The following is a 21,782-nucleotide window of genomic DNA, read 5'->3' as shown; positions in this document are numbered from 1 at the left end:
TCGGCATGGCGGAGGAGGAGCGCTTGCGGCGCCGGCGGATGGCACCGATGCCGCGCAGTTCAGGCGACGCTGACGTCGGTCGACAGGGTCACGGCCTTGTTCGCCTCGAGCTGCGCCAGGCGCGCGTTCAGCGCCGCGCGCACGCCGTGGTAGCTGCTCGTACCCATCGTCAGGCGCAAGGGCGCCGGCGATTGCGCCACGGAGTCGATCATGGCGCGCGCCATCTTGCGCGGATCGCCGTCGATGACGAATCCCCCGCTCGCCATTGCGCGGCGCAGGGCGCCGACCGGGGTGTCCTCGTAGACGGCCATCGGCGGCGCACTGTCGATGCCGTCCTTGAAGGCGGTACGGGCGGGGCCGGGTTCGGCAAGGGTGAATTCGATGCCGAAGGGCGCCACTTCCTGGCTCACCGCTTCCACGAAGCCTTCGATTCCCCATTTGGTGGCGTGGTACAGGCTGAAGGCCGGATAGGTCAGCTGGCCGCCTTCGGACGACACCTGGATGATGCGCCCGCCCCCTTGCTCGCGCAGCGAGGGAATCGCGGCGCGGATCACGCCGATCGAGCCGATCAGGTTGGTCTGGACCTGGCGGGCGATCTGCTCCTCGCTGAGTTCCTCGGCCGCGCCCACCAGGCCGTAGCCGGCATTGCTGACCACCACGTCGATGCGCCCCCAGAGCGCGAATGCCTGTGCCATCACATTCTGGATGGCCGCGTTGTCGGTCACGTCCAGGACCGCCACCTGCAGCAAATCGCCATAGCGCGCCGCCAGGTCGTCCAGCGCATTGCGCCGGCGGACGGTGGCAAACACCCGCTCTCCGTCACGCAGCAATTGTTCGGTGAGTTCGCGGCCGATACCGCTCGATGTGCCAGTGATGAACCAATGTCGTTGCGTCATGTGAGCCTCCTGTGAAAGTGAGCACCCATGGTAGCGGCGACGATTGTTAAGATAAACTAGGTGCACCTATAAGGCTTATCAACCAGAGGTTAACAATCGTGGGCATGGACGATCCTTTCGACGGCATCGGGGTGTTTCTTGCCGTTGCCGAACGCAAGAGCTTTACCGCCGCGGCCGAGGCCCTGGGCGTGAGCACCGCCGCCGTCAGCAAGAGCGTGCGCCAGCTCGAGCAGCGCCACGCGGTCGTGCTGTTCCAGCGCACCACGCGGCGCGTCGGGCTGACCGAGGCGGGCGCCGCCCTGTACGCCCGCCTGCGTCCCGCCAGCCTCGACATCGCCGACGCCTTCGCGCGCCTGCGCGAGCAGCAGGGCCGTCCCGGCGGCACCTTGCGCATCACGGCCTCGCATATCGTCAACGAACGCGTGCTGGCCGGCCTGGTGCCGGCTTTCCGGCTTGCCTATCCGGGCATCACGCTCGAGATCGACAGCAACGACGGCTTCGTCGACCTGATCGCCGAGGGCTACGACGCCGGCATTCGCCTGGATAACGCGGTGGAAAAGGACATGCTGGCGGTGCGCATGACGCCGCCGGTGACCTGGTCGGTCGTCGCCACGCCTGCCTATTTCCCGCGCCGCGGGCGCCCGGCCACGCCGGCAGACCTGCTCGGGCACGAAGCCATCCGCTACCGTTTCGCCGTCTCCGGCCGCATGCACCGCTGGGAGTTTCGCGAAGAAGGCCGCCAGTACACGGTCGATGTCTCGGGCGGCCTGGTCGTCAACAGCCGTGCCATGCTGGTCAAGCTGGCGCGCCAGGGCCTCGGCCTTGCCTTCGTCTCCGACATGGAAGTGGGCGAGGCCGTCGCCGCCGGCGAGCTGGAGACGGCGCTGCAAGGCTTCATCCCGCCCGACGAGGGCTTGTACCTGTATTTCCCGGCCCGCTCGCAATCCCAGCCCAAGCTGCGGGCGCTGATCGACATGATCAACGAGCGCCGCAACGCGCATCCGGCGCGCGGCGGCTGGACCGGGGCGGGAAGCTGACCTGCACAAAAAAAGGGAGCCACTTGAACTGGCTCCCTTTTTCGTTGCGACTTACTTGCCGGCGCCCTTGCGCGTCACGATCAGGCTGGCGATGCAACTGCCGGCGATCAGTACGGCCACCACCGTCAGCGAGGCCTGCACCGGCACGTGGTACCACGGCATGATCAGCATCTTGGCGCCGATGAAGGTCAGCACCATGGCCAGGCCATACTTGAGCAGGTGGAAGCGGTCGGCCACGTCCACCAGCAGGAAGTAAAGCGCACGCAAGCCCAGGATCGCGAACATGTTCGAGGTGAACACGATGAAGGGATCGGTGGTGATCGCGAAGATCGCCGGGATCGAATCCACCGCGAAGATCAGGTCGGTGACCTCGATCAGGATCAGCACCAGGAACAGCGGCGTCACGTAGCGCACCCCGGCCTTGGTGACGAAGAACTTCTCGCCATGGTCTTCTTCGCTGACCTTCAGGTGCCTGCGTGCGAACTTCAGCACCGGGTTGTTGGCCACGTCCGGTTCCTGGTCGACCGCCACCAGCATGCGCATGCCGGTGTAGAGCAGGAAAGCGCCGAAGATGTACAGCACCCAGCTGAATTCGCTGACCACCCATGCACCCGCGCTGATCATGATGGCCCGCATCACGATGGCGCCCAGCACGCCGTAGATCAGGACCCGGCGCTGGTACTGCTGGGGCACCTGGAAGGCCGTGAAGATCAGCAGGAACACGAAGACGTTATCGACCGACAGCGCTTTCTCGATCAGGTAGCCCGAGAAGAATTCCAGCGCCTTCTGGTCGGCGATGGCTTCGCCCACCGTTCCGTTGAGGTACCACCACAGGCCGCCGTTGAAGGCCAGTGCCAGGCTGACCCACACCAGCGACCAGATGCCTGCTTCCTTGACGCTGACCTTGTGCGCCTTGTTGCCGCCGAAGACGAACAGGTCCAGGGCCAGCATGACGATCACGAAGCCGACGAAGGCGGCCCACATCGGGCCGCTTGCAATACTTTCCAATCCAGTCATTCGGTGTGCTCCTTGTTGTTATCGTGGCCCGGCACGCCGGCCGGTTCGGCCGCGTCCCCTTCCTGGGCGGGAGCGGCGAGCCGCTCGTGGGTGAACTGGCGGGTGCGTTCGACCTGCCGCACTACCGCGCGGTCGGCGCGTTCGGCGGCGCGGTCGATGGCCGCGTACAGGTCGGCCTCGCATTCCTCGATGATGACCTCGCGGCCGTTGCCGAGCTGGACCTGGATCTTGCAGCGCTTGTCGACGCCGCCGCGCGGTCCGTTGATGTCCGACAGCGACACGGCCAGCTTGCGCATATGGTGCCGCGCCCACCCGAGCGCCGTGGCCAGGCGCTGTTCGGTGTACTGGCGCAGGGCAGTGGTCATGTCGAAGCCGTTGGCATGGATCGCGATACGCATGATGATTCTCCTGTTGAGTGAAGCTTCACTATATGCTGGAGCAACTCATCGTACAATTCGAATATGATATAAGGTAACATCGTGTTTTTCGATGTATGGAGTCCGCCGTGGCATCGCTCAACTACAAGCACTTGCGTTATTTCTGGATGGTAGCGAAGACCGGCAGCATCGCCAAGGCGGCGGCGCAGCTGCACCTGACGCCGCAATCGATCTCGGGACAGCTGACCGAGTTTGCCGACACGCTGGGGGTGGAACTGTTCCGGCGCGCCGGGCGCAACCTGGAACTGACCGACACCGGCCGCCGGGTGGCGCGCTATGCCGAGGATATCTTCAGCACGGGCGACGAATTGCTGGAACTGGTGCGCGACAAGGCGTTCACCACCACGGTGTCGTTCCGCGTCGGCTGCGCCGACTCGGTCTCGAAGCTGATCGCCTGCCAGCTGGTCGAGCCGGCCCTGAAGCTGAGCGAACCGGTGCGGCTGATCTGCCGCGAAGGCAGGCTCGACAACCTGGTGGCCGACCTGGCCGTGCACCGCCTCGACCTGGTCATCGCCGACCGTCCGATTCCGGCGCATTTCAGCGTGCGCGCCTATAGCCACCTGCTGGGCGAGAGCACCATGAGCGCGTTCGCCACGGCGGCCCTGGCCGAAACCCTGGGCACACCGTTTCCGGCCTGCCTGGACGAGGCGCCGCTGCTGCTGCCGGGCGAAGACTTCGCCATCCACCAGCGCCTGCTGCGCTGGCTGGAAGACAGCGAAGTCCATCCGCGCGTGGTGGGCGAGTTCGACGACAGCGCCATGATGAAAGCCTTCGGCCAGTCGGGCGCGGGCGTGTTCTTCGCGCCCACCGTGATCGCGCAGCAGGTATGCCGCCAGTACGGCGTACAGGTGCTGGGCCAGATCGACAAGGTGGTCGAGCAGGTCTACGCCCTCACCACCGAGCGCCGCATGAGCCATCCGGCCACGGTGGCCGTGAGCACCCTGGCGCGCGACAAGCTGTTCGTCTAAGGCCTGCGTGGATAAGTGTGAGCCTTTGGCGGCGGTGCCGCTGCTATCCTGCAGGCCTATACATGGATGGAGCAGGCATGACACGGTTTTTCACGGCAGGTTTGCTGGCGCTGGCCCTGTGCGGCTGCGGCGGCGGCGATGATCCTGTGCCGCCGCCAGGCCCCGGCTTGCAGGCGCTGCAGATCGTCTACAAGGGCAGTTTCGTGACGCTGACATCGAGCCGGACGGACATCACGCCGGGGCGGCTTCACTATACGGAGACCGGGCCCGGCACCCTGAGCCGGCAGTTCGATGGGGCCCTGGCGCCGGCGGACTTCCAGCGCCTGGCGGCCCTGGTCGATTCAGCCGACCTGATCCGGGGGCTGGCGGTGCGCACGGGTCCGCCGGGGCCGGGGGTATGCCGCTCGGAAGGCTACGACGTTTCCATTACCCGCAATGACGTCCGGCACAACTTTTCCCTGCATGGCAGCGAGACCTGCGGCGCTAGCGCGAACCCTGCGCTGGGGCAGTTGACAGCGCTGCATGCGGAGTTGCTCCTCAAATACCTGCCGCCGCGGTAATGCTCACGCAGCGTCGAGCTCCTTGCGCATCCGGCGGCGCCAGCGCAGCAGGCCTGCCGAGTAGTAGCCGAAGTAGCCTGCCGTCAGCCCCACGCACAGCATGGTCAGCGAACTGTCCGTCAGCTTCGGCGCCGGAATGCCCTTGCCCTGGTTCGCATAGATCTCCACGCCGATATACAGCAGCCGCGCCACGAAGATCATCGCCATGACGATGCCCAGGCGCGCATTCGGCGTGAAGAAATAGCCCTGCGGCGTATCCTCGAAGCGCGTGAGCTTCAGGCCCCAGACACCGTAGGCGATGCCGCCGAGCGCGCCGATCACGAGCGCCCCGAGATTGGTGGGATTGTCGAGCAGCTGCGCGGCCGGCACCACGATCATCGCGCCGAACACCAGCACGCCGGTGTAGTGGCGCGAGACGATCGAGCGCTGGCGCGCCATGCGGGCCTTGATGCGGTTGTAGACGCGCCAGACCAGCAGCGGGGTCAGGACGAGCAGGGCGAGGGTGGTGATCGAGAGGTCCATGGTGCGCTAGTGAGAGTCGAGGCCGTCATTGTAATGGAGCGGCGCGATGCCGCACGGCAGGCGGCGCCCGAGCGCGGCCTGGACGGCATCATGATAAGGTTGTCACTCCGCTATTTCGAGGAGTTCCCGCCATGAATGCCCCCCTGTCGACGAGTTTGCCCGCGGCGCCTCCCGTGCACGCGCACCGCGCACCCGACCCGGCCCCGATCGAAGAACCGGCGCCCCAGCCCTTCGACGTGCCCCAGCCGCACCACCCGCCGGGCCATGGACACGGCCACACGCCTTTCAACGAGGAACCGGTACCCGATCCCAAGCCGAGCATGTTCGGCTAAACCCTCACCCCAGCACGCGGCCGGCAGCCCAGGTATAGACAGGAATGCCCAGCACGATGTTCAGCGGGAAGGTCATCCCGAGCGACATGCTGAAATAGACCGCCGGGTTGGCTTCTGGAATCGCATGGCGCAGCACGGCCGGCACCGCGATATACGAGGCGCTGGCGGCCAGCACCATCAGCAGGGCGGCATTGCCCGCCCCAAGCCCCAGCAGGGCGGCCATGCCCAGGGCCAGCCCGGCATGCGCCAGCGGCGCTCCGGCCGCATAGGCCAGCAGCCAGCGCGACTGGCCGCGCAGCTTGCCCAGGTTGCGCGCCGTCAGCAATCCCATATCCAGCAGGAAGAAGGCGAGCATGCCCTTGAACAGGTCGATCGAGAAGGGCGCCATCGCCGCCTTGCCGGCCTCTCCCGTGATCAGCCCGACCGCCATCGCGCCCAGCAGCAGCAACTGGGTCCCGTCGGTGAAGGACTCATGCAGGATCTTGCCCAGGCCCGTGCCAGGGGCGGGTCCCAGCACCGCAACCTGCCCCGCGCCCAGGACGGCCGGCGCCGCGGCGCGCTGGCGCAGGCTATTGGCCAGCACCACCGCCATCACGATGGCGGGCGACTCCATCAGCGCCATCGCGGCCGCCATGTGCCCGCCGTAGGCGATGCCGTGCACGTCCAGGTACTGGGTCGCGGTGATGAAGGTGACGGCGCTGACCGAACCGTAGGTGGCGGCCACCGCGGCTGCGTCGAAGGGCGGCACCACGCGCTTGAGCATCTGCCAGGCCGCCAGCGGGACCAGGATCGCCAGCAGCACGGCAGCGCCGAGGCTGGCCGCAATCTCGACGGTGAGGCCGGATTGCGCGAGCGCGAAGCCGCCTTTCAGGCCGAGCGCCATCAAGAGGTAGAGCGACAGGAAGCGCGAGATCGGCTGGGGAATGTCCAGGTTCGACTTCAGGCAGCCGGCCAGGATGCCGAAGGCAAAGAACAGGATGGCGGGATCGAGAAAATTATGCATGGATGGGTCCGGGGCAAAGGGACCTGCATCCTAAGGGCAAGAGCGAATAAAGAAAAATCGATTATTATGATGCGCAGAATAGATAAAACTCTATGAATGCAACCTTCCGCCAGCTTCGCCTCTTTCTCTCCTTCGCCCAGCACCTGAGCGTGACGGCCGCCGCGCGCGCCTGCCACGTGACCCAGCCGACCGCCTCGATGCAGCTGCGCGAACTGGCCGGCAGCGTCGGCATGCCGCTGTACGAGCAGGTCGGCAAGCGCCTGTACCTGACGGCGGCGGGCGAGGCGCTCGCGGTGACGGCGCGCGCCATGCTCGACGAATGGGCGGCCTTCGAGCAGCAGGTCGATGGCATCCGCGGCATGACCCGGGGCCGCCTGCGGGTATCGGTGGTAAGCACGGCCAAGTATTTTGTGCCGCGCATGCTCGGCGCGTTCTGCGCCGCCCATCCCGACATCGACGTCGCCCTCGAAGTGCTCAACCGCGACGGCGTCGTGCGGCGCCTGCGCGAGAACCTGGACGACCTCTACATCATGTCGATGCCGCCGGACGACCTGGAGCTGGAGCGCCATGCCTTCCTGGCCAATCCGCTCGAGCTCATCGCCGCGGCAGGCCATCCGCTGGCCGGCGCCGAGGGTCCCGGACTGGACGCGCTGGCGCCGCTGCGCTTCATCCTGCGCGAACAGGGCTCGGGCACCCGGCTCGCCTGCGACCAGCACTTCCGTGCGCTGGGATTCAAGCCCGACCTGCGCCTGGAGCTGGGCAGCAACGAGGCCATCAAGCAGGCCGTTGCGGCAGGCCTCGGCCTGGGCGTGGTGTCGCGCCATGCGCTGGGGGCCGATCCGTCCGCGGAAGGCCTGGCCATCCTGCGCGCCGGCGGCTTCCCGGTGCAGTCGAGCTGGTCGACCCTGTACCGGAAGGGCAAGAAGCTCTCGCCGGTCGCCACCGCCTTCCTGCACCACCTGCACCACCTGCAGCAGCTCGATTCCGCGGCCGGGCCGGCCCTTGCGCCGGCTTGACCCCGGCCTTTACTGCCAGCCCATCAGCGTGGGCGGCACCAGCAGCAGCAGCGCCAGCACCAGGTAGGCCAGCTGTAGCGGCAGCATCCACTTGAACCACACGATCCATGGAATGCGCGCCAGCGCCAGCACCCCGACCGTGATGCCCGAGGTCGGGATCACCGGCGTCGACAGTTCGCCCAGCTGGAAGGCCAGGATCGCGGTCTGGCGGCTGACCCCGACCAGGTCCGCCAGCGGCGCCATGATCGGCATCGTCAGCGCCGCCTGGCCGCTGCCCGAGTGGATGAAGAAGTTGATGACCGACTGGATCACGAACATCTTCTGCGCTGCGAATGCAGCATGTTCCGACTGCACCAGCGGCGTCAGGTGGTGCAGCATGGTGTCGATGATCTGGCCGTCGCGTGCGATCACCACCGTGGCGCGCGCGATGGCGATCACCAGGGCCGTCGAAACCATGTCGCGCGCGCCCTGGATGAAGCTGGCGACGAACACGTCGGGCGAGAGGCGCCCGGCGATGGCGACCAGGATCGCCATCGCGAAGAACAGCGCCGCGATCTCGTCGATGAACCAGCCGAAGCCGACCACGCCCACCACCATGACGCCCAGGGTCAGCGCGAACAGCGCCAGGATCGCGCCGTGGCGGCGCGTGAACTGCGGCGTTGCCACGTCGACGCTGCGCTCGGCCCGTTTTGCCTCGTCGAGCTGCCAGGTCGGGCTCAGCGCCGGATGGCGCTTGACCCTGGCCGCGTACCACATCAGGAAGGCGACGGTGACCGCGGTGCAGGCGCACCACACCACCAGGCGGTAGCCGACCCCGGAAAACACCGGCACCCCGGCGATGCCCTGGGCGATGCCGACGTTGAAGGGATTGAGGAAGGCCGCGGCAAAGCCTACCTGCGAGCCGACAAAAGGAATCGCCACCCCGACCACCGAATCGTAGCCCAGCGCCAGCGCCAGCGGGACGAAGATCAGCACGAAGGGAATCGCCTCCTCGCTCATGCCGAAGGTGGCGCCGCCGAGGGAAAACATGGTGACGAACAGCGGGATCAGGGCCGCGCGCACGAAGCGCGAATGGGCGTGGGCGCGCACGATCGCCAGGATCATGCTGTCGATGGCCTCGGTCTTTTGCAGCACCGCGAAGGCGCCTCCGACGATCAGCACGAAGCCAATGATCTGGGCCGCCTCCACGAAGCCGCGGATCGGCGACTTGAGCAGCGCCACCAGGCCTTGCGGGGCGCTCTGCACATAGTGGAAGGACGCCGGATCGACCAGGGTCTTGCCGGCCACGAGATGGGTCTCGTATTTGCCTCCGGGGATGAACCAGGTCGCCAGCGCGATCAGCGCCAGGATCGCGAACAGCAGCACGAAGGTGTTGGGCAGTCTGAAGTGCTTCATCATTGGCTCAGGAGTTCGCCGGTACGGAAGGCGGCGGCGCCGGCAATTTTACAGACATGCATGCCGCGCAGCAGGTGGCGGTGGGCGGTCGAGGCGAACAGGATGCCGGCGGCGCCGGCGCGCAGGGTGGTCGTCTTGCCGCTGACGGGATTGACGAGGTCCGCCACCGGGTCGCCTGCCGCCACCCGGCTGCCCAGCGCGCGGTGGAACACCAGCACGCCGGAATGCGGCGCCTGCAGCGGCTCGACGCCTTCCAGCGGCGTAGGTTGGCATTGCGCAGCAGGCAGGGGCGCCGGCGGCAGCTCGAGCACGCCCTCGTGCGCGAGGAACTGCACGATGGCCTGCGCATCCGCGTCGGCCAACGCATAGCCGACGTCCATCTCGCCGCGCAGTTCGATGGTGGCGGCAGCGCAGGCCGGCGGCAGCGGCGTGTCCTCGCCGAAGTGCGCGGCCAGCTCCCACCACAGGCGGCTGCAGGCTTCGTCGAAGGGAGCGCCGCCCGAGTCGCGCGCCGTCAACAGTGCCCGCGCACCCAGCAGCGCCGCCAGCGGCAGCATGCGCCCGGCCAGCGGCGTGCCGGTGTACATGTGCATCACCGCCTCGTTATCGCAATGCAGGTCGAGCACGATGTCCGCGTCGATCGCCAGCGTCAGCAATACCTTCTTGAGTTCGTCCGTGGCGCTGTGGGTGGCGATCCGCGCCAGCGCCTGGCGCGCCTGCGCGCGCACCAGCTTCACGTTCGCCTCCGCATCGGGACCAAGCTTGCCCGCCAGCGCCGGCTTGAGGGTCTCGGCCAGGTGCGCAAAGGCGCGGTTGAAGTTGGTGCCGCTGCCCAGGTCGAAGCGTCCGAAGGGCGTGCCCTGGATCGTCTGCGCCAGGCCGATCGGATTGGCGGCCGGCACCAGCACCACCTCGCCGCGGATGCGCCCTTCGGCTTCGAGCCGCGCCAGCTCGCGCCGCAGCGCGTGCGCCACCAGCATGGCCGGCACTTCGTCGGCGTGCAGCGCGGCCTGGATGTAAACCTTCTTGCCGCTGCCGGCGGCGCCGTAGTGCAGCGACTGCAGCGCGTGGGCGGCGGGACAGTCCTCGGTCCCGAGCGGATGGATGTGTGTATGCATGTGCTGCGCCCTCGATGTTTGATTTTTTACACACACTACATCAATGAAAGAAAATTTTCAAAATATTGTTGAGTTTATGTCTCGATGTGATTACAGTTGAGAAAAATTAGGACATTTGCATGACAACGTAGAATGTAAATTTACTTACATTCCGCGAAGGCCGATCCCATGACTCCACACGACACCGCCACCGTGAAGCACAACGCCTCGCCCGACATCGGCTTTGCCGAGTCGGCGCTGGGGCAGCGCCTGCTGCAGGTGCTGGCCGATGGATCGGCGTCGAACCGCAGCATCGCCGACTACCTGCTGCGCAACCATATGCGCGCCACCGCGCTGGGCATCGAGGAGCTGGCCGAGGCTTGCCAGGTCTCGACCGCCACCATCAGCCGGTTTGCGCGCGACCTCGGATTCAAGAACTACGCAGCCATGCGCGGGGCGGTGGCCGAGACCCTGCAGGCCGTGCTGCAGCCGGTCGACAAGCTGCGCAACAACATCGCGCGCCGCACGCGCAGCGCCTCGCCCGCACTCGAAAGCCTGAACTACGCCGAGGCCGCCGTGGCGGCCAGCCGCCAGTCGCTCGACGGCGGCGCGGTGGACAAGGTGGTGGCGGCGCTGACCGGCGCGCGCACCGTCTACGTGCTGGGCTTCGGCCTGTCCTCGCACCTGGCCGGCATCCTGGCCATGCACCTGCAACCCTTCTGCCCGCACGTGGTCGAGGTGGCCGGCAGCGGCGGCACCGAAGTGGCGGCCGGCCACCTGGCCAACATCACCGGTAAGGACGTGCTGGTCGTGATCTCGCTGCCGCGCTACGCGCTGGACGTGGTGCGCCTGGCCCAGTTCGCGCGCGACCGCGGCGCCACCGTGGTCGCGGTCACCGATTCGCCGGCCTCGCCGCTGGCCGGGCTCGGGCACCACGTCCTGTATGCCCACAGCGTGCATCCGGTCCTGCCCAGCAGTTCGAGCGCCACGCTGGCGGTCATCGAAGCGCTGGCGGTGGCCCTGATGGTGTCCAACAAATCCAACGTGGCCAAGGCGGCGCGCCTGACCGAGGCCATCTCCGCCTACCTGTGCGGTCCCGATCCCGTTTCCAGCAGCACCAGCAAGCGTCGACAAAAATCGTAGTGAACATAAAGGGAGCACACGCATGAAAGAGCAAGCAAGCAGGTTGCCGCAGCCGAAGGTCATGGCGCTGGCCGTGATCGCCGCACTGAACCTGGCGCCGCACCAGGCCATGGCGCAGGGGCAGGAGACGCCGCCGAAGATCCAGCGCGTCGAGATCACCGGCTCGTCGATCAAGCGCATCGACAACGAGACCGCGCTGCCGGTACAGCTCATCAAGCGTGAAGACATCGAGAAAAGCGGCGTGACCACCGCGGCCGAGCTGCTGCGCAACATCAGCGCCAACACGGCGCCGCTGTCGGACGGCGCCAGCATCACCGACGGCACCTCCGGCCAGCGCGGCTTCAACGGCGCCAACCTGCGCGGCATCGGCGTGTCCTCGACCCTGATCCTGCTCAACGGGCGCCGCCTGGCCAACTTCGCTTCGCCCGGCGACAACGCCGGCGTGGACCTGAACAACATCCCGGCCGGCGCGATCCAGCGCGTCGAGGTGCTCAAGGACGGCGCCTCGGCGATCTATGGCACCGATGCGATCGGCGGCGTGATCAACTTCATCACCCGCAAGGACTACACCGGCGTCGACCTGAGCGTCTCGGCCGCGGCCACGCACGAGGGCGGGGCGGAAAAGAAGACCGCCAGCATCAGCGGCGGCGTCGGCGACCTGGAGCGCGACCGCTTCAACGTGTTCGGCGTACTCGACGCCCAGAAGCTGGGGTCGCTCCGTTCGAGCCAGCGCGACTTCATCGCCGAGCGCCCGCTGGCGGGCACGCTGCCGGCGCTCATGTCGAGCAACACCTACCCGGCCAACATCGATATCTCGGGCGCGCAGCGCGCGGCCCTGATCCGCGCCGGCGTGCTGGCCGCGGGCGCCACCGCCAACCGCGTCAACCCGAGCGCGCCGGGCTGCAACCCGCCGGCCAGCGTGTTCGTGCCGCGCGGCCCGGGCGGGGCGCTCGGCTGCAGCTACGACTACATGCAGGACACCGAGATCTATCCGGAGTCGCGCAAGATCGGCTTTGTCGGCCGCGCCACCTTCCAGCTGGCCGACGACCACCAGCTGTTCGCCGAGCTGGTGCAGTCCGAGGCCGAAAGCAGCTATGTGCTCTCGCCCAACCCGATCCGCATCCGCAACCTGCCGGTAGCGGTGCTGCCGGAACGCTACCGCACGGCCCTGACCGGTCCCGGCCTGCCTGCCACCGTGGGCGGCATCCGCTACCGCATGACCGAGGCCGGCAACCGCACCAACGAAGTGACCAGCAGCGCGCAGCGCATCGTGCTGGGCGCCACCGGCATCGCCGCCGGCTGGGACTACGACGTGGGCCTGGCGCGCGCCGAGAACCGCGCGGTCGACAAGTACATCGACGGCTACGTCCTGTTCGACAAGTTCGATGCCGCGGTGCGCGCCGGCACCGTCAATCCCTTCGGCCCCTCGTCGCAGGCGGGGCGCGACCTGATCGAGAGCATCAAGGTCAACGACGAGGCGCGCAAGTCCAAGGGCGTGTCCACCTCGTTCGACGCCAAGGCCTCGCGCGCCCTGATGGCGCTGGGCGGGGGCGACCTGGCGGTCGCGGTGGGCGGTGAAATCCGCCACGAGGACCAGCAGTTCCGCCCCTCCGCACTGCTCCTGTCGAACAACATCGCCGGCGACCGCGACAGCGGTGTGGCGGTCGGCTCGACCACCGACCTGAAGGCCACCGACGACAGCCGCAAGGTGCGCTCGGTGTTCGCCGAGCTGAACGCCCCGTTCACCAAGGAACTGGAAATGCAGTTCGCGCTGCGCCACGACCGCTACAGCGAAGTCGGCTCGACCACCAATCCGAAACTGGGCATGCGCTGGCAGCCGCTCAAGCCGCTGATGGTGCGCGCCTCGGCCGGCACCGGTTTCCGCGCGCCCTCGCTGTCGGACCTGAAGCGCCCGACCACCTACGGCACCGCCTCGAGCTTCCTGACCGACCCGCAATGCGTCGCGCAGGAAGGCAGCATCGACCTGTGCACCGACCAGTGGGCGGTCGAGCGCCGCTCCAATCCCGACCTCAAACCGGAGAAGTCGCGCCAGCTCTCGCTGGGCGCCGTGCTGGAAGCGGGCCGCGGCGCCAGCATCGCGCTCGACTACTGGAACATCAGCAAGAAGGATGTCATCAGCACCCTGGGCGAGCAGATCATCGTCGACAACCCGGCCGCCTACAACGGCAAGTACATCCAGCGCGACAGCGACGGCTTCATCTCCAACATCCTGCTGCAGAAGGAAAACCAGGGGCGCCTGAAGACCTCGGGCATCGACCTGTCGGGCGAGTGGCGCGGCGCCGCCGGCGCCTATGGCCGCCTGGCCGCCAACCTGAGCGGCACCTATATCCTCAAGTACGACCGCCAGTTCGGTCCGCAGGAAGGCTACCGCAGCAACCTCGGCGTGTTCCTGAACGACCAGGTGATCCAGCGCTGGCGCCACCGCGCCAGCGTGGACTGGAGCATGGGCGAGGTCGGGCTGACGCTGGCCAACCAGTTCTCCTCGGGCTACACCGACCAGAACACCACCTACGATCCGGTCAGCGATGCGCTGCTGCCGTCGCGCAAAGTGTCCTCGTATTCGCTGTGGGACCTGACCGGCAGCTGGAACATCACCAAGCAGCTCAAGCTGCGCGCCGGGGTGCTGAACCTGTTCGACAAGGCGCCGCCGTTCTCGAACCAGGCCTATTACTTCCTGGCCGGGTATGACCCGACCTACACCGACCCGCGCGGGCGCAACGGGTTCGTCAGCCTGAACTACGCTTTCCGTTAAGCCGTCTTGCGGCTGTCCGGCATCCCGGGCAGCCTTTTTTTTCAAGGAGCAGGACATGTTCAAGCGCGCATGCATGGCGGCGCTGCTGCTGGCGCTGCAGGTGGGCGCCGCGGCCCGGGACGGCGCGCCGGCGCCGGCCGGTTCGCTGGTGGTGATCGGCGGCGCGCTGCGCGGCGACAATGCCGAGGTATGGGAACGCATCGTGCAGCTGGCCGGCGGCAAGGGCGCGGCGGTGGCGGTGCTGCCGACCGCGTCGGGCAATCCGGAGCGGGCCGCGCGCAGCACGGCGGCGCAGCTGGAACGGTATGGCGCGCGGCCCTTCGTGGTGCCGGTGGGCGCCGGACTGGGCGCCGGCCCGCGCCAGGCGGCCGAGGATCCCGAGCTGGCCCGGCGCGTCGCCGCGGCCGGGGGCGCGTTCTTCACCGGCGGCGACCAGGGCCGCATCACCGCCGCGCTGGTGCGCCCCGACGGCAGCCGCTCGCAGGTACTGCAAGCCTTGTGGTCGATGTACCGCCGCGGCGGCGTCATCGCCGGCACCAGCGCCGGCGCGGCCGTCATGAGCAGCACCATGTTCTACGAAGCGCCGCCGGTGCTGGCCCTGCTCAAGCAGGGCGTGGTGGACGGCAAGGACATCGCGCCCGGCCTGGGCTTCGCGGGAGAGGAACTGTTCATCGACCAGCACCTGCTGGTGCGCGGGCGCTTTGCCCGCATGCTGCCGGCGATGCTGGCCAAGGGCTACCGCCTCGGCCTGGGCGTGGACGAGAACAGCGCCGTGGTGCTGGGACCGGGGCGCGAGGCGCAGGTGATCGGCTACAAGGGGGCGGTGCTGCTCGAATTGTCCGGCGCTATCGGCGCCGCGCCGGGCGCGGCTTTCAGCCTGAGCAATGCGCGCATCAGCTATCTCGACAGCGGCGACCGCATCGATTTTTCCCGCATGCGCCTGGTGCCGGGGCCGGACAAGGAAAAACTCGACCCGGCCCGCCCGGCGCACCGGGGCGCGCTGTTCTATCCGGATATCCTGGCCAATACGATGGTGGTCGACTTGATGGAAAAGCTGGCCGACAGCGACCAGACCGGCGCGACCGGCCTTGCCTTCGGCGGGCCGGCCGGCGCCGATCCGGGCAAGGGTTTTGAATTTTCCTTCAGGCGCCTGCTTGAAACCGAGGCCTGGCTGTCGGCCACCGGGCAGGGGATGTCGGTCTACCGGATGCGGCTGGACGTGCATCCGATCCTGCTGCAGCAGCCGCTCTACCAGCGCCAGCCTGCCGGCAAGGCCGGGCCGGGCTAGTCGAAGGCCCAGGAGTACAGCACATCCAGCGCGGTATTGGTGCCGGTCTGGAATTGCAGCGAGATCTTCGGGGTCAGCTTGTAGCGCAGGCGTACCAGGCTCGAGGCCGTGGTGGCGCCCTGTTCGAAGCTCAGGTAGGCGCGCGACGAGATGCGCTTGCCCACCGTCACCACGGTGCCTTCCAGGCCGGTGCCGCCGCCGTTGGCCTGCTTCAGTCCCAGTTCATCCACGCCGAGCGAGGTCGCCAGCTTCTGCGTGAAGCCGCCGGTGCCGCCCTTGCCGCCCAGCAGGGCGCCGGCAGCCGCGGCCAGCACGTCCTTCTCGTTGCCGCTGGTGCCTTCCATACCGTGACCCAGCACCAGCCAGGACAGTTTTTCGCTGTCCGGCACGTTCGGCGTCGACACCAGGCGCGCGTCCGGCGACTGCGCGGTGCCGCGCACCTGCACGCCGGCTTCGACGTTGGTCTGCGACAGCTGCTCGCCTTCCGGCTGCTTGCGCACGGCGAGGATGTCGAGCGCCGGGTTGTCGTAGGCGCCGCTGAATGTCATCACGGCGCGCTCGATCGCCAGCTTCTGGCCATAGGCCGCGTAATTGCCGTCGACGGCGCGGATGGTGCCGTTCACGCGCGGCGCGGCCGCGCCGACCTTGCGCACGCGGACGTTGCCGGCGAGCGTAGCGTCGATACCGAGGCCGCGCAGGCGGAACTCGTCGCCCAGGTCGGCGCGCAGGTTGATCGACAGCGGCATCTCCGCTTCCTTGTTCGAGGGCGCCGGCTTGGCGCCGCCCTGGCCCAGCACGATGACGTCGTCCGAGATGGTGGGGCGGCCCTGCGGCGCGAATTCGATCAATGCGCGGTCGGCGCGCACATTGCCTTCCAGCGTGAACTGGCTGGCGTCGCGCACCAGCGCGGCATTGCCGCTGACGACCACGGTGCGGTCGGGACGCGACAGCACTTCGAGCTTGTCCGCCGTGACTTTCAGGTTGGCCGCCGACAGCCCGCTCGAGAAGCGCAGGAAGCCGTCCGCGGTGGCGCTGCCCTGGCGGCCCTGGAAATACAGGCGCTGCAGCTGCAGCTCGTCGCCGGCGAGCGCGGCGCGCAGCTGGCCGTTCTGCAGGCGCACGCCCTGTTCGGCCCAGCGCACGGCCAGGTTGTCGCCCGTGACGTTGCCGTTCAGGCGGGGCGTGCCGATGGTGCCGGCGCCCGTGAGCGCCAGGCGCAGCGCGCCGTCGAGCTCCAGGCCTGGCTGGCCGGCAAAGGAAGCCAGCCAGGCGATCGACGCCATGTTGGCGTTGGCCGTCATGCGCATCGGGCTGTCGCGGTGCAGGCGGCCTTGCAGCAGCTGGGCGCTGCCTTCGACGCTGGCGGTGCCGGTGCGGGCGCCGTCCAGGTTCAGGCGCACGCGCAGGGCGCCTGCCTGGACGTCGGCGCGGGCCTCGAACTGGCGCAGGCCGAGCGGCACCGGGCTGTCGCCGCCGGCAATCACATCGCCCTTTTCGCGGAACACGTGCACCATGCCGTCCAGCGCCGGGGCGCCGCCGGTGGCGGTACGCAGGTCGAGCGCCCATTGCGCTCCCACGGTCAGGTCGCCGCGCGCGTTCTCGCGGATCGCCGGCGAGAACTGCGCCAGGTAGGTCAGGGGCACGTTGTCGGCATGGCCTTTGCTAGACCAGCGCGGGCCGTTCTTCACGAGCGAGTCGACCGTGACGCTGCCCGAGGCCAGCTTGATCACGGCGCCGTTGAAGGCGATGCGTTCCGGCTTGGCCAGCCCCATCACGCCGCTGCCCGGTGCGCCGCTGATGCGCAGCGGGACCGGCGCCTGCAAGGCCATGGCGTAGCGGCCGCGGTTCTGCAGGGCGGCCAGGGTGCCGCTCCAGGTGTCGCCCGTCCAGCCACCCCTTACTTCGGTATTGGCGTCGAAGGTGTCGCCGACCGCCGCGGCGCGCAGGGTGTGGGCCCCGCGCGTGCCTTCGGTTTTCAAGCTGGCCGAGGCGATGCGGGTCTCGCCGCTCGTGTACTCGGTAATCTGGATGTCGCTGGCCAGCGCGTCGCGCGCGCCGCGGCCGGAGCCGAGATTCGCGCTGGCGCGCAGCGTGCGGATGCTGTGGGTGCCGAGCAGGCGCAGGTTCTGGCCTTCCAGCGCCGCGGTGAGCGACGGCGTGTCCATGCTGCCGGACAGGGTGCCCTGGCCGCGCAGCACGCCGCCGTAGTCGGGGCCGAGCGCGGCCAGTTGCGGCGCGTCGATGCGCCAGGCCAGCTGGTCGCTGCCCGCGCCGAAGCTGCCCTTGGCCGCGACCACGTTGGCGCCGACATGCAGGTCGACGTCGGCGTTCGAGACGTGGCGGCGGTCGGCGTTGAAGCGGGCGTGGCCCCACAGCGGCGACTTCGACAGGGTCGAATCCTGCACGCGCAGGTCGAGCGCGGCGCGCCAGTCGGCGCCGCCGCGGCCGCTGCCGCTGAAACTGGCGTTGATCGAGCCGGGCAGGGGCGAGCCGAAAGCGGCCGGGTTGAAGCGCTGGGCCGTACCGGCCAGCTTCGCTTCCACCGTGCGCGCGCCTTCGGGGCCGGCCAGCCAGGCTTCGCCTTTGGCGCTCAAGGCGCCGCTGGCCTGCTTGCGCTGGGCGGCCACCCAACCCAGGCCATTGGCATTGACTTCGAAAGTGGTGCGCGGGTCCTGCATGGTGCCGGTGGCCACGCCATTGGCCACCACTGCGCCATACAGGTCGCTGCGCACGGCGGCCAGCTGGCGGCCGTCGACGCGCCATTGCAGACGGTCGCCCTTGCCGCCGAAGGCGCCGTTCAGTGCCACCGTGTTCTGGCCCAGGGCCAGGTCGGCGTCGATGCCGCTGATGCGTTTGGCGTCGGCGCGCAGCTTGCCCTCGCCCGAGAGCGGCTGGTCGAACAGGCGGCTGCGGCGCACGGCGAAGTCGGCGTCCACGCGCCAGCTTGGGGCCAGGGCGCCGGCCACGTTGACGCTGGCGTTGATGTCTGCTTGCGGGTAGTCGCCGAAGGCGGCCGGGTTGAAGCGGCTGGCGCTGGCGCTGGCCTTGAAGGCCTTGTCCTTGAGCAGGTTCATGCTGCCGGTGGCGGCGACGCTGCTGCTGCCCGCGGACAGGCGGCCTTCGCGCAGCGTGACGACGTTGTCTTCGAGCGTGGCCAGCGCGGCCAGCGTCAAGCCCTTGTCCAGCAGCCTGGCCTGCAGGGTTTGCGTCTTGCCGGCATTGGTGACCTGGATGTCGCCGCGGATCGCGGTCGGCTTCATGCTGGAGTGGATCTGCTTGAGGTCGAAGCGGTCGGTGTGCAGGGTGAAGCGGGCGACGCCCACGCCTTTTCCATCGGGGCCGCGCTCGACGCCGCCGGTGCCGGTGAAGCGCCCGGCGCCGCCGAAGTCCATCAGCACGTCGGACACCTGCAGCGCATCGAGGTTGCCGCCCAGTTGTCCGCGCATGGTGCGCAGCGGCAGGCGTTGCTGGTCGATGGTGCCCTCGGGGCCCTCGTTGACGATGTCGACCTTGCCGCTGACATTGCGCTTGGCATCCAGCTGGCCGTTGACGGCGAAGGTCAGGTCGGCCGTCGGCAGCGACGGGTTGAAGAAGCCCGGGTCGACATTGCGGCCGCTGATGCGCACCGAGCGCAGCGGGATCTTCGCGTAGGGCGACAGCACCATGTGCGCTTCGCCCACTGCGCGTCCGGCCTGGCCGCTGGCGTCGAGCAGGGTGGTCTCGAGGTCGCCGCCGAGCTTCATCTTGAGCTGGGCCGCGCGGGCGCCGGCCTTGGCTTGCGACTGGCTCAGGCTGGCGGTGGCGTCGAGCTTGAAGGGACGCTGGGCGGCGATGGTGCCGGCTGCCGCCACATCGCCCCAGGGGGTGACGGCGGCGGCGTCGCGGATCTGCCAGCGGGTCTTGTTGCCTTCCAGGCGCAGGCGGATATTGTCGATATGGGTTTCGGCGCCGTTGGCGACAAAGGTCGCGCGGTTCAGGCGCGCGTCCTGGATCGAGATCGGGAAGGGCGAGGCCAGCTTGACCGGCATGGTCGATGGCTCCTCGCTTTCCTTGAGCGTCTCGACGCGCAGGTTGGCCGCATGCAGCTTGTCGACCAGGATGCCGCGCGAGACGATCTGGCGCGGCGACCACGCCAGGTTGATCTTGTTGGCGACGATGAGCTGCTCGTCGGTGCGCCAGGTGAGGCGGTCGATATACATCGCGCCATACAGCGAGCCGGAAACACCGGTCATGGTCAGCTTGCCGCCGGTGGAGGCGGCGACCTTTTGCGCGATCATCTGCAGCGTGGTTTCGCGTCCCAGGTACCAGAGCGTGCCGCCGACGATGGCGCCGGTGACGACGACGCCGATGGCGAGGCGGCGCGGCCAGCGGCGCCCTTTGTGCGGCGCCGGCGCGGGAGTATCCGCGGCGGCTGGGGTGGTGTCGTTCGTGTCCATCAGAAGGTGAATCCCAGGGAGAAGTGCAGGCGCGCCTTTTTCACGGCATGGCCGTAGGCCACGTCGACATTGATCGGGCCGACCGGGCTGCGCCAGCGCGCGCCGACGCCGAAGCCCGATTTCGGCTGCAGGTCGCCGACCTTGTCGGCCGCATTGCCGACGTCGTAGAACACCGCCACGCCCCATGGTGGACGGAACCAGTACTGGTATTCGGCGCTGGCCGTGGCCAGGTATTTGCCGCCGACGATGGCGCCGTTTTCGCGCACGCCCAGTTCGCGGTAGCCGTAGCCGCGCACCGACTGGTCGCCGCCGGCGCGGAACAGGAAGGTGCTCGGCACGCCGAGTTTTTCCTTGGCCGCGACGGCGCCGAATTCGCCGCGCAGGATCAAGGTGCCGCTCGGGCCCAGCGGCTTGTACATCAGGCCGCGCAGGTAGAGGCGCAGGAATTTCTCGTCGGTCAGGATCGGCAGCAGGGCGCCGCCCAGCTGGCCCTGGAGCACATAGCCGTTGGTCGGCTGGATCAGGCTGTCGAGCTTGCGGCGGGTGATGCTGTAGGTGAGCGGCAGGCTGCGCGTGGTGGTGGCTTCTTGCGGCGGCACTTCGCGCTTCTCGACCAGGGCCTCCAGCGTCAGGCTGCGCTCGAGCAGGGGCGAGCCCCAGGCGCGGCGGGCGGCGACGGTGGCCAGCGTGGTGATCTCGCCGCGTACGTCGTTGCGCTCGACGCCGGCGCCGACGCTGTCGTTATAGCCCTTGGGCGTGGTCGGCCAGTAGAAGTCGACGCGCGCGGTCTGGCGCTTCTGTTCGTAGATCAGGTCGGTCTTCATGCGCTTGCCCAGCACGTTCAGGTCGTCGTAGCTGGCCTGCAGGCGCCCACCCGTATCGGTAGAGAAGCCGACGCCGACTTCGACGTTCTTGCGCAGGTTTTCGGTCACGCGCACCAGCACCGGCAGCACGGTGGGGCCGGTCGGGGGTTTTGGCGTGGTGGCGTCGCCATCGGGATCGTCGTCGCCTTCGCGCAGTTCGCGCAGCTCTTCGTTGAGCACGGCGCGCATGTCGGCGCTCACTTCGACGGTGGCGAAGTAACCGGTGTCCTGCAGGCGCGACTGCAGGGCCTGCAGCGCGGCCTCGCTGTACATGTCGCCCGGGTTGATCTTGTTCAGGTTGGTGATGACTTCGCGCGGATAACGTTTCAGGCCGCGGATGCGCAGCTCGCCGAAGCGCATCTCGGGGCCGCTGTCGATGACGACGCGCAGCAGGGCGCGGCGCGCTTCCGGGTCGACCGTGGCGCTGGTCTCGACCAGCTGGGCGCGCGGGAAGCGCGTCTGCGCCACGTCGCGCAGCAGGCCTTTCTTGGCGCCTTCCCAGTCGGCCATGCGGAAACGCGCGCCCACCGGCAGGCTCCAGCGGCTGCGCAGGGCGGCCGCGTCGAAGGGTGCCGCTCCTTTCTCCAGGGGCGCGAAGCCCTGCAGCACCAGATCGACTTCGCCCACCAGGGTCGGCTCGCCGGTGTCGACGATGACGCGCGCAACGGGACGCCCGCCATCGGTATCGAGGCCGGCCGAGATCTTGGGCGAGTAATAGCCTTCGGTGGCGATCAGGGTCTTGGCCTGTTCCGGCGCCTCCTTGACCAGGCGCTGGAGCTGCTCCATGTCCACCTTCGGGTTGCCGCGCCAGCGCATCAGGTCGAGGTTGTCTTCCAGCATGTTCTCGATCTGGCGCGGGGCGTCGATCCGGACCTGGTAATCGATGCCCTGCGCGTGGAGGGTGCCCGCTACCAGCAGGGCGCCCAGGCCAAGGGCGAGGCGGGGCAGGGGACGCAGGTGGTGGCGGGGAATCGATCTTGCAGCAAACATGGCGCTCCG

Annotated in this window: 17 protein-coding genes; 8 read left to right on the top strand and 9 right to left on the bottom strand. The window is 68.4% G+C overall.

Annotation, left to right across the window (positions count from 1 at the left end; all coding sequences use genetic code 11):
- Positions 1-59 precede the first annotated feature (59 nt).
- On the bottom strand, positions 60-896 hold the full coding sequence (locus AC3XQU_RS11420; protein ID WP_489874286.1) for an SDR family oxidoreductase: 837 nt from the start codon (positions 894-896) through the stop codon (positions 60-62).
- 104 nt (positions 897-1,000) lie between these two features.
- Here AC3XQU_RS11420 and AC3XQU_RS11415 point away from each other — a divergent pair, with 104 nt between their 5' ends.
- Complete coding sequence (locus tag AC3XQU_RS11415; RefSeq protein WP_489874285.1) at positions 1,001-1,933, top strand: LysR family transcriptional regulator; 933 nt, start codon at positions 1,001-1,003, stop codon at positions 1,931-1,933.
- Positions 1,934-1,984: 51 nt separating this feature from the next.
- Here AC3XQU_RS11415 and AC3XQU_RS11410 read toward each other — a convergent pair whose 3' ends face one another.
- Together AC3XQU_RS11410 and AC3XQU_RS11405 are read right to left on the bottom strand one after the other, a co-directional pair.
- A complete protein-coding gene (locus AC3XQU_RS11410; RefSeq protein ID WP_489874284.1) occupies positions 1,985-2,950 on the bottom strand; it encodes a TerC family protein in 966 nt (321 codons plus the stop codon).
- Positions 2,947-3,348 carry an HPF/RaiA family ribosome-associated protein gene (locus tag AC3XQU_RS11405; RefSeq protein ID WP_489874283.1) on the bottom strand — a complete coding sequence of 134 codons (402 nt, stop codon included), beginning with the start codon at positions 3,346-3,348 and terminating at the stop codon, positions 2,947-2,949. Before AC3XQU_RS11405 ends, AC3XQU_RS11410 begins: the two co-directional genes overlap by 4 nt.
- A gap of 107 nt (positions 3,349-3,455) precedes the next feature.
- On the opposite strand from AC3XQU_RS11405, the gene nhaR reads away from it, so the two are divergent.
- Together nhaR and AC3XQU_RS11395 are read left to right on the top strand one after the other, a co-directional pair.
- Complete coding sequence (gene nhaR, locus AC3XQU_RS11400) at positions 3,456-4,355, top strand: transcriptional activator NhaR (protein WP_489874282.1); 900 nt, start codon at positions 3,456-3,458, stop codon at positions 4,353-4,355.
- A 77-nt stretch (positions 4,356-4,432) separates the two neighbouring features.
- Positions 4,433-4,915, top strand: coding sequence for a hypothetical protein (locus tag AC3XQU_RS11395; RefSeq protein WP_489874281.1), 483 nt, complete (start codon positions 4,433-4,435; stop codon positions 4,913-4,915).
- Positions 4,916-4,918: 3 nt separating this feature from the next.
- Here AC3XQU_RS11395 and AC3XQU_RS11390 read toward each other — a convergent pair whose 3' ends face one another.
- Positions 4,919-5,437, bottom strand: coding sequence for a CcdC protein domain-containing protein (locus AC3XQU_RS11390; RefSeq protein ID WP_489874280.1), 519 nt, complete (start codon positions 5,435-5,437; stop codon positions 4,919-4,921).
- A 131-nt stretch (positions 5,438-5,568) separates the two neighbouring features.
- Between AC3XQU_RS11390 and AC3XQU_RS11385 the strand changes: the two genes are divergently transcribed.
- Positions 5,569-5,769, top strand: coding sequence for a hypothetical protein (locus AC3XQU_RS11385; protein WP_489874279.1), 201 nt, complete (start codon positions 5,569-5,571; stop codon positions 5,767-5,769).
- A gap of 4 nt (positions 5,770-5,773) precedes the next feature.
- On the opposite strand, the gene AC3XQU_RS11380 is transcribed toward AC3XQU_RS11385, so the two are convergent.
- Positions 5,774-6,772 (bottom strand): sodium-dependent bicarbonate transport family permease, encoded by a 999-nt coding sequence (locus tag AC3XQU_RS11380; RefSeq protein WP_489874278.1) that lies wholly within the window; start codon positions 6,770-6,772, stop codon positions 5,774-5,776.
- 92 nt (positions 6,773-6,864) lie between these two features.
- Here AC3XQU_RS11380 and AC3XQU_RS11375 point away from each other — a divergent pair, with 92 nt between their 5' ends.
- Positions 6,865-7,788, top strand: coding sequence for a LysR family transcriptional regulator (locus AC3XQU_RS11375; RefSeq protein ID WP_489874277.1), 924 nt, complete (start codon positions 6,865-6,867; stop codon positions 7,786-7,788).
- A 9-nt stretch (positions 7,789-7,797) separates the two neighbouring features.
- Here the strand turns inward: AC3XQU_RS11375 and AC3XQU_RS11370 are convergent, their stop codons facing one another.
- Both AC3XQU_RS11370 and AC3XQU_RS11365 read right to left on the bottom strand, forming a co-directional pair.
- The gene (locus AC3XQU_RS11370) at positions 7,798-9,183 is read right to left on the bottom strand and encodes a YfcC family protein (protein ID WP_489874276.1); all 1,386 of its coding nucleotides are present in this window, start codon (positions 9,181-9,183) and stop codon (positions 7,798-7,800) included.
- Positions 9,183-10,301 (bottom strand): succinylglutamate desuccinylase/aspartoacylase family protein, encoded by a 1,119-nt coding sequence (locus AC3XQU_RS11365; RefSeq protein ID WP_489874275.1) that lies wholly within the window; start codon positions 10,299-10,301, stop codon positions 9,183-9,185. Before AC3XQU_RS11365 ends, AC3XQU_RS11370 begins: the two co-directional genes overlap by 1 nt.
- Before the next feature lie 168 nt (positions 10,302-10,469).
- On the opposite strand from AC3XQU_RS11365, the gene AC3XQU_RS11360 reads away from it, so the two are divergent.
- The 3 genes from AC3XQU_RS11360 to AC3XQU_RS11350 are packed head-to-tail and all read left to right on the top strand — an operon-like array spanning position 10,470 to position 15,484.
- Positions 10,470-11,423 carry a MurR/RpiR family transcriptional regulator gene (locus AC3XQU_RS11360; protein WP_489874274.1) on the top strand — a complete coding sequence of 318 codons (954 nt, stop codon included), beginning with the start codon at positions 10,470-10,472 and terminating at the stop codon, positions 11,421-11,423.
- Positions 11,424-11,445: 22 nt separating this feature from the next.
- Positions 11,446-14,196, top strand: a complete 2,751-nt coding sequence (locus tag AC3XQU_RS11355; RefSeq protein ID WP_489874273.1) for a TonB-dependent receptor — start codon at positions 11,446-11,448, stop codon at positions 14,194-14,196.
- Between the two features lie 55 nt (positions 14,197-14,251).
- On the top strand, positions 14,252-15,484 hold the full coding sequence (locus tag AC3XQU_RS11350; protein ID WP_489874272.1) for a cyanophycinase: 1,233 nt from the start codon (positions 14,252-14,254) through the stop codon (positions 15,482-15,484).
- Here AC3XQU_RS11350 and AC3XQU_RS11345 read toward each other — a convergent pair.
- Together AC3XQU_RS11345 and AC3XQU_RS11340 are read right to left on the bottom strand one after the other, a co-directional pair.
- On the bottom strand, positions 15,481-19,920 hold the full coding sequence (locus tag AC3XQU_RS11345; protein WP_489874271.1) for a translocation/assembly module TamB domain-containing protein: 4,440 nt from the start codon (positions 19,918-19,920) through the stop codon (positions 15,481-15,483). The genes AC3XQU_RS11350 and AC3XQU_RS11345 overlap by 4 nt on opposite strands.
- Positions 19,920-21,773 (bottom strand): autotransporter assembly complex protein TamA, encoded by a 1,854-nt coding sequence (locus AC3XQU_RS11340; protein ID WP_489874270.1) that lies wholly within the window; start codon positions 21,771-21,773, stop codon positions 19,920-19,922. The genes AC3XQU_RS11345 and AC3XQU_RS11340 overlap by 1 nt, the downstream gene beginning before the upstream one ends.
- Positions 21,774-21,782: the final 9 nt, after the last annotated feature.

The sequence above is a fragment of the Telluria sp. AZSoR62 genome (assembly GCF_058111565.1).
Note: the sequence above shows the minus strand (reverse complement) of the source record. Positions and strands in the feature narration are given on the sequence as shown.

Bases quoted from the DNA above. Each gene is read 5' to 3' on its own strand.
- AC3XQU_RS11420 (WP_489874286.1), bottom strand. From the start codon at position 896: ATGACGCAACGACATTGGTTCATCACTGGCACATCGAGCGGTATCGGC.
- AC3XQU_RS11415 (WP_489874285.1), top strand. From the start codon at position 1,001: ATGGACGATCCTTTCGACGGCATCGGGGTGTTTCTTGCCGTTGCCGAA.
- AC3XQU_RS11410 (WP_489874284.1), bottom strand. From the start codon at position 2,950: ATGACTGGATTGGAAAGTATTGCAAGCGGCCCGATGTGGGCCGCCTTC.
- AC3XQU_RS11405 (WP_489874283.1), bottom strand. From the start codon at position 3,348: ATGCGTATCGCGATCCATGCCAACGGCTTCGACATGACCACTGCCCTG.
- AC3XQU_RS11395 (WP_489874281.1), top strand. From the start codon at position 4,433: ATGACACGGTTTTTCACGGCAGGTTTGCTGGCGCTGGCCCTGTGCGGC.
- AC3XQU_RS11390 (WP_489874280.1), bottom strand. From the start codon at position 5,437: ATGGACCTCTCGATCACCACCCTCGCCCTGCTCGTCCTGACCCCGCTG.
- AC3XQU_RS11385 (WP_489874279.1), top strand. From the start codon at position 5,569: ATGAATGCCCCCCTGTCGACGAGTTTGCCCGCGGCGCCTCCCGTGCAC.
- AC3XQU_RS11380 (WP_489874278.1), bottom strand. From the start codon at position 6,772: ATGCATAATTTTCTCGATCCCGCCATCCTGTTCTTTGCCTTCGGCATC.
- AC3XQU_RS11375 (WP_489874277.1), top strand. From the start codon at position 6,865: ATGAATGCAACCTTCCGCCAGCTTCGCCTCTTTCTCTCCTTCGCCCAG.
- AC3XQU_RS11370 (WP_489874276.1), bottom strand. From the start codon at position 9,183: ATGAAGCACTTCAGACTGCCCAACACCTTCGTGCTGCTGTTCGCGATC.
- AC3XQU_RS11365 (WP_489874275.1), bottom strand. From the start codon at position 10,301: ATGCATACACACATCCATCCGCTCGGGACCGAGGACTGTCCCGCCGCC.
- AC3XQU_RS11360 (WP_489874274.1), top strand. From the start codon at position 10,470: ATGACTCCACACGACACCGCCACCGTGAAGCACAACGCCTCGCCCGAC.
- AC3XQU_RS11355 (WP_489874273.1), top strand. From the start codon at position 11,446: ATGAAAGAGCAAGCAAGCAGGTTGCCGCAGCCGAAGGTCATGGCGCTG.
- AC3XQU_RS11350 (WP_489874272.1), top strand. From the start codon at position 14,252: ATGTTCAAGCGCGCATGCATGGCGGCGCTGCTGCTGGCGCTGCAGGTG.
- AC3XQU_RS11345 (WP_489874271.1), bottom strand. From the start codon at position 19,920: ATGGACACGAACGACACCACCCCAGCCGCCGCGGATACTCCCGCGCCG.
- AC3XQU_RS11340 (WP_489874270.1), bottom strand. From the start codon at position 21,773: ATGTTTGCTGCAAGATCGATTCCCCGCCACCACCTGCGTCCCCTGCCC.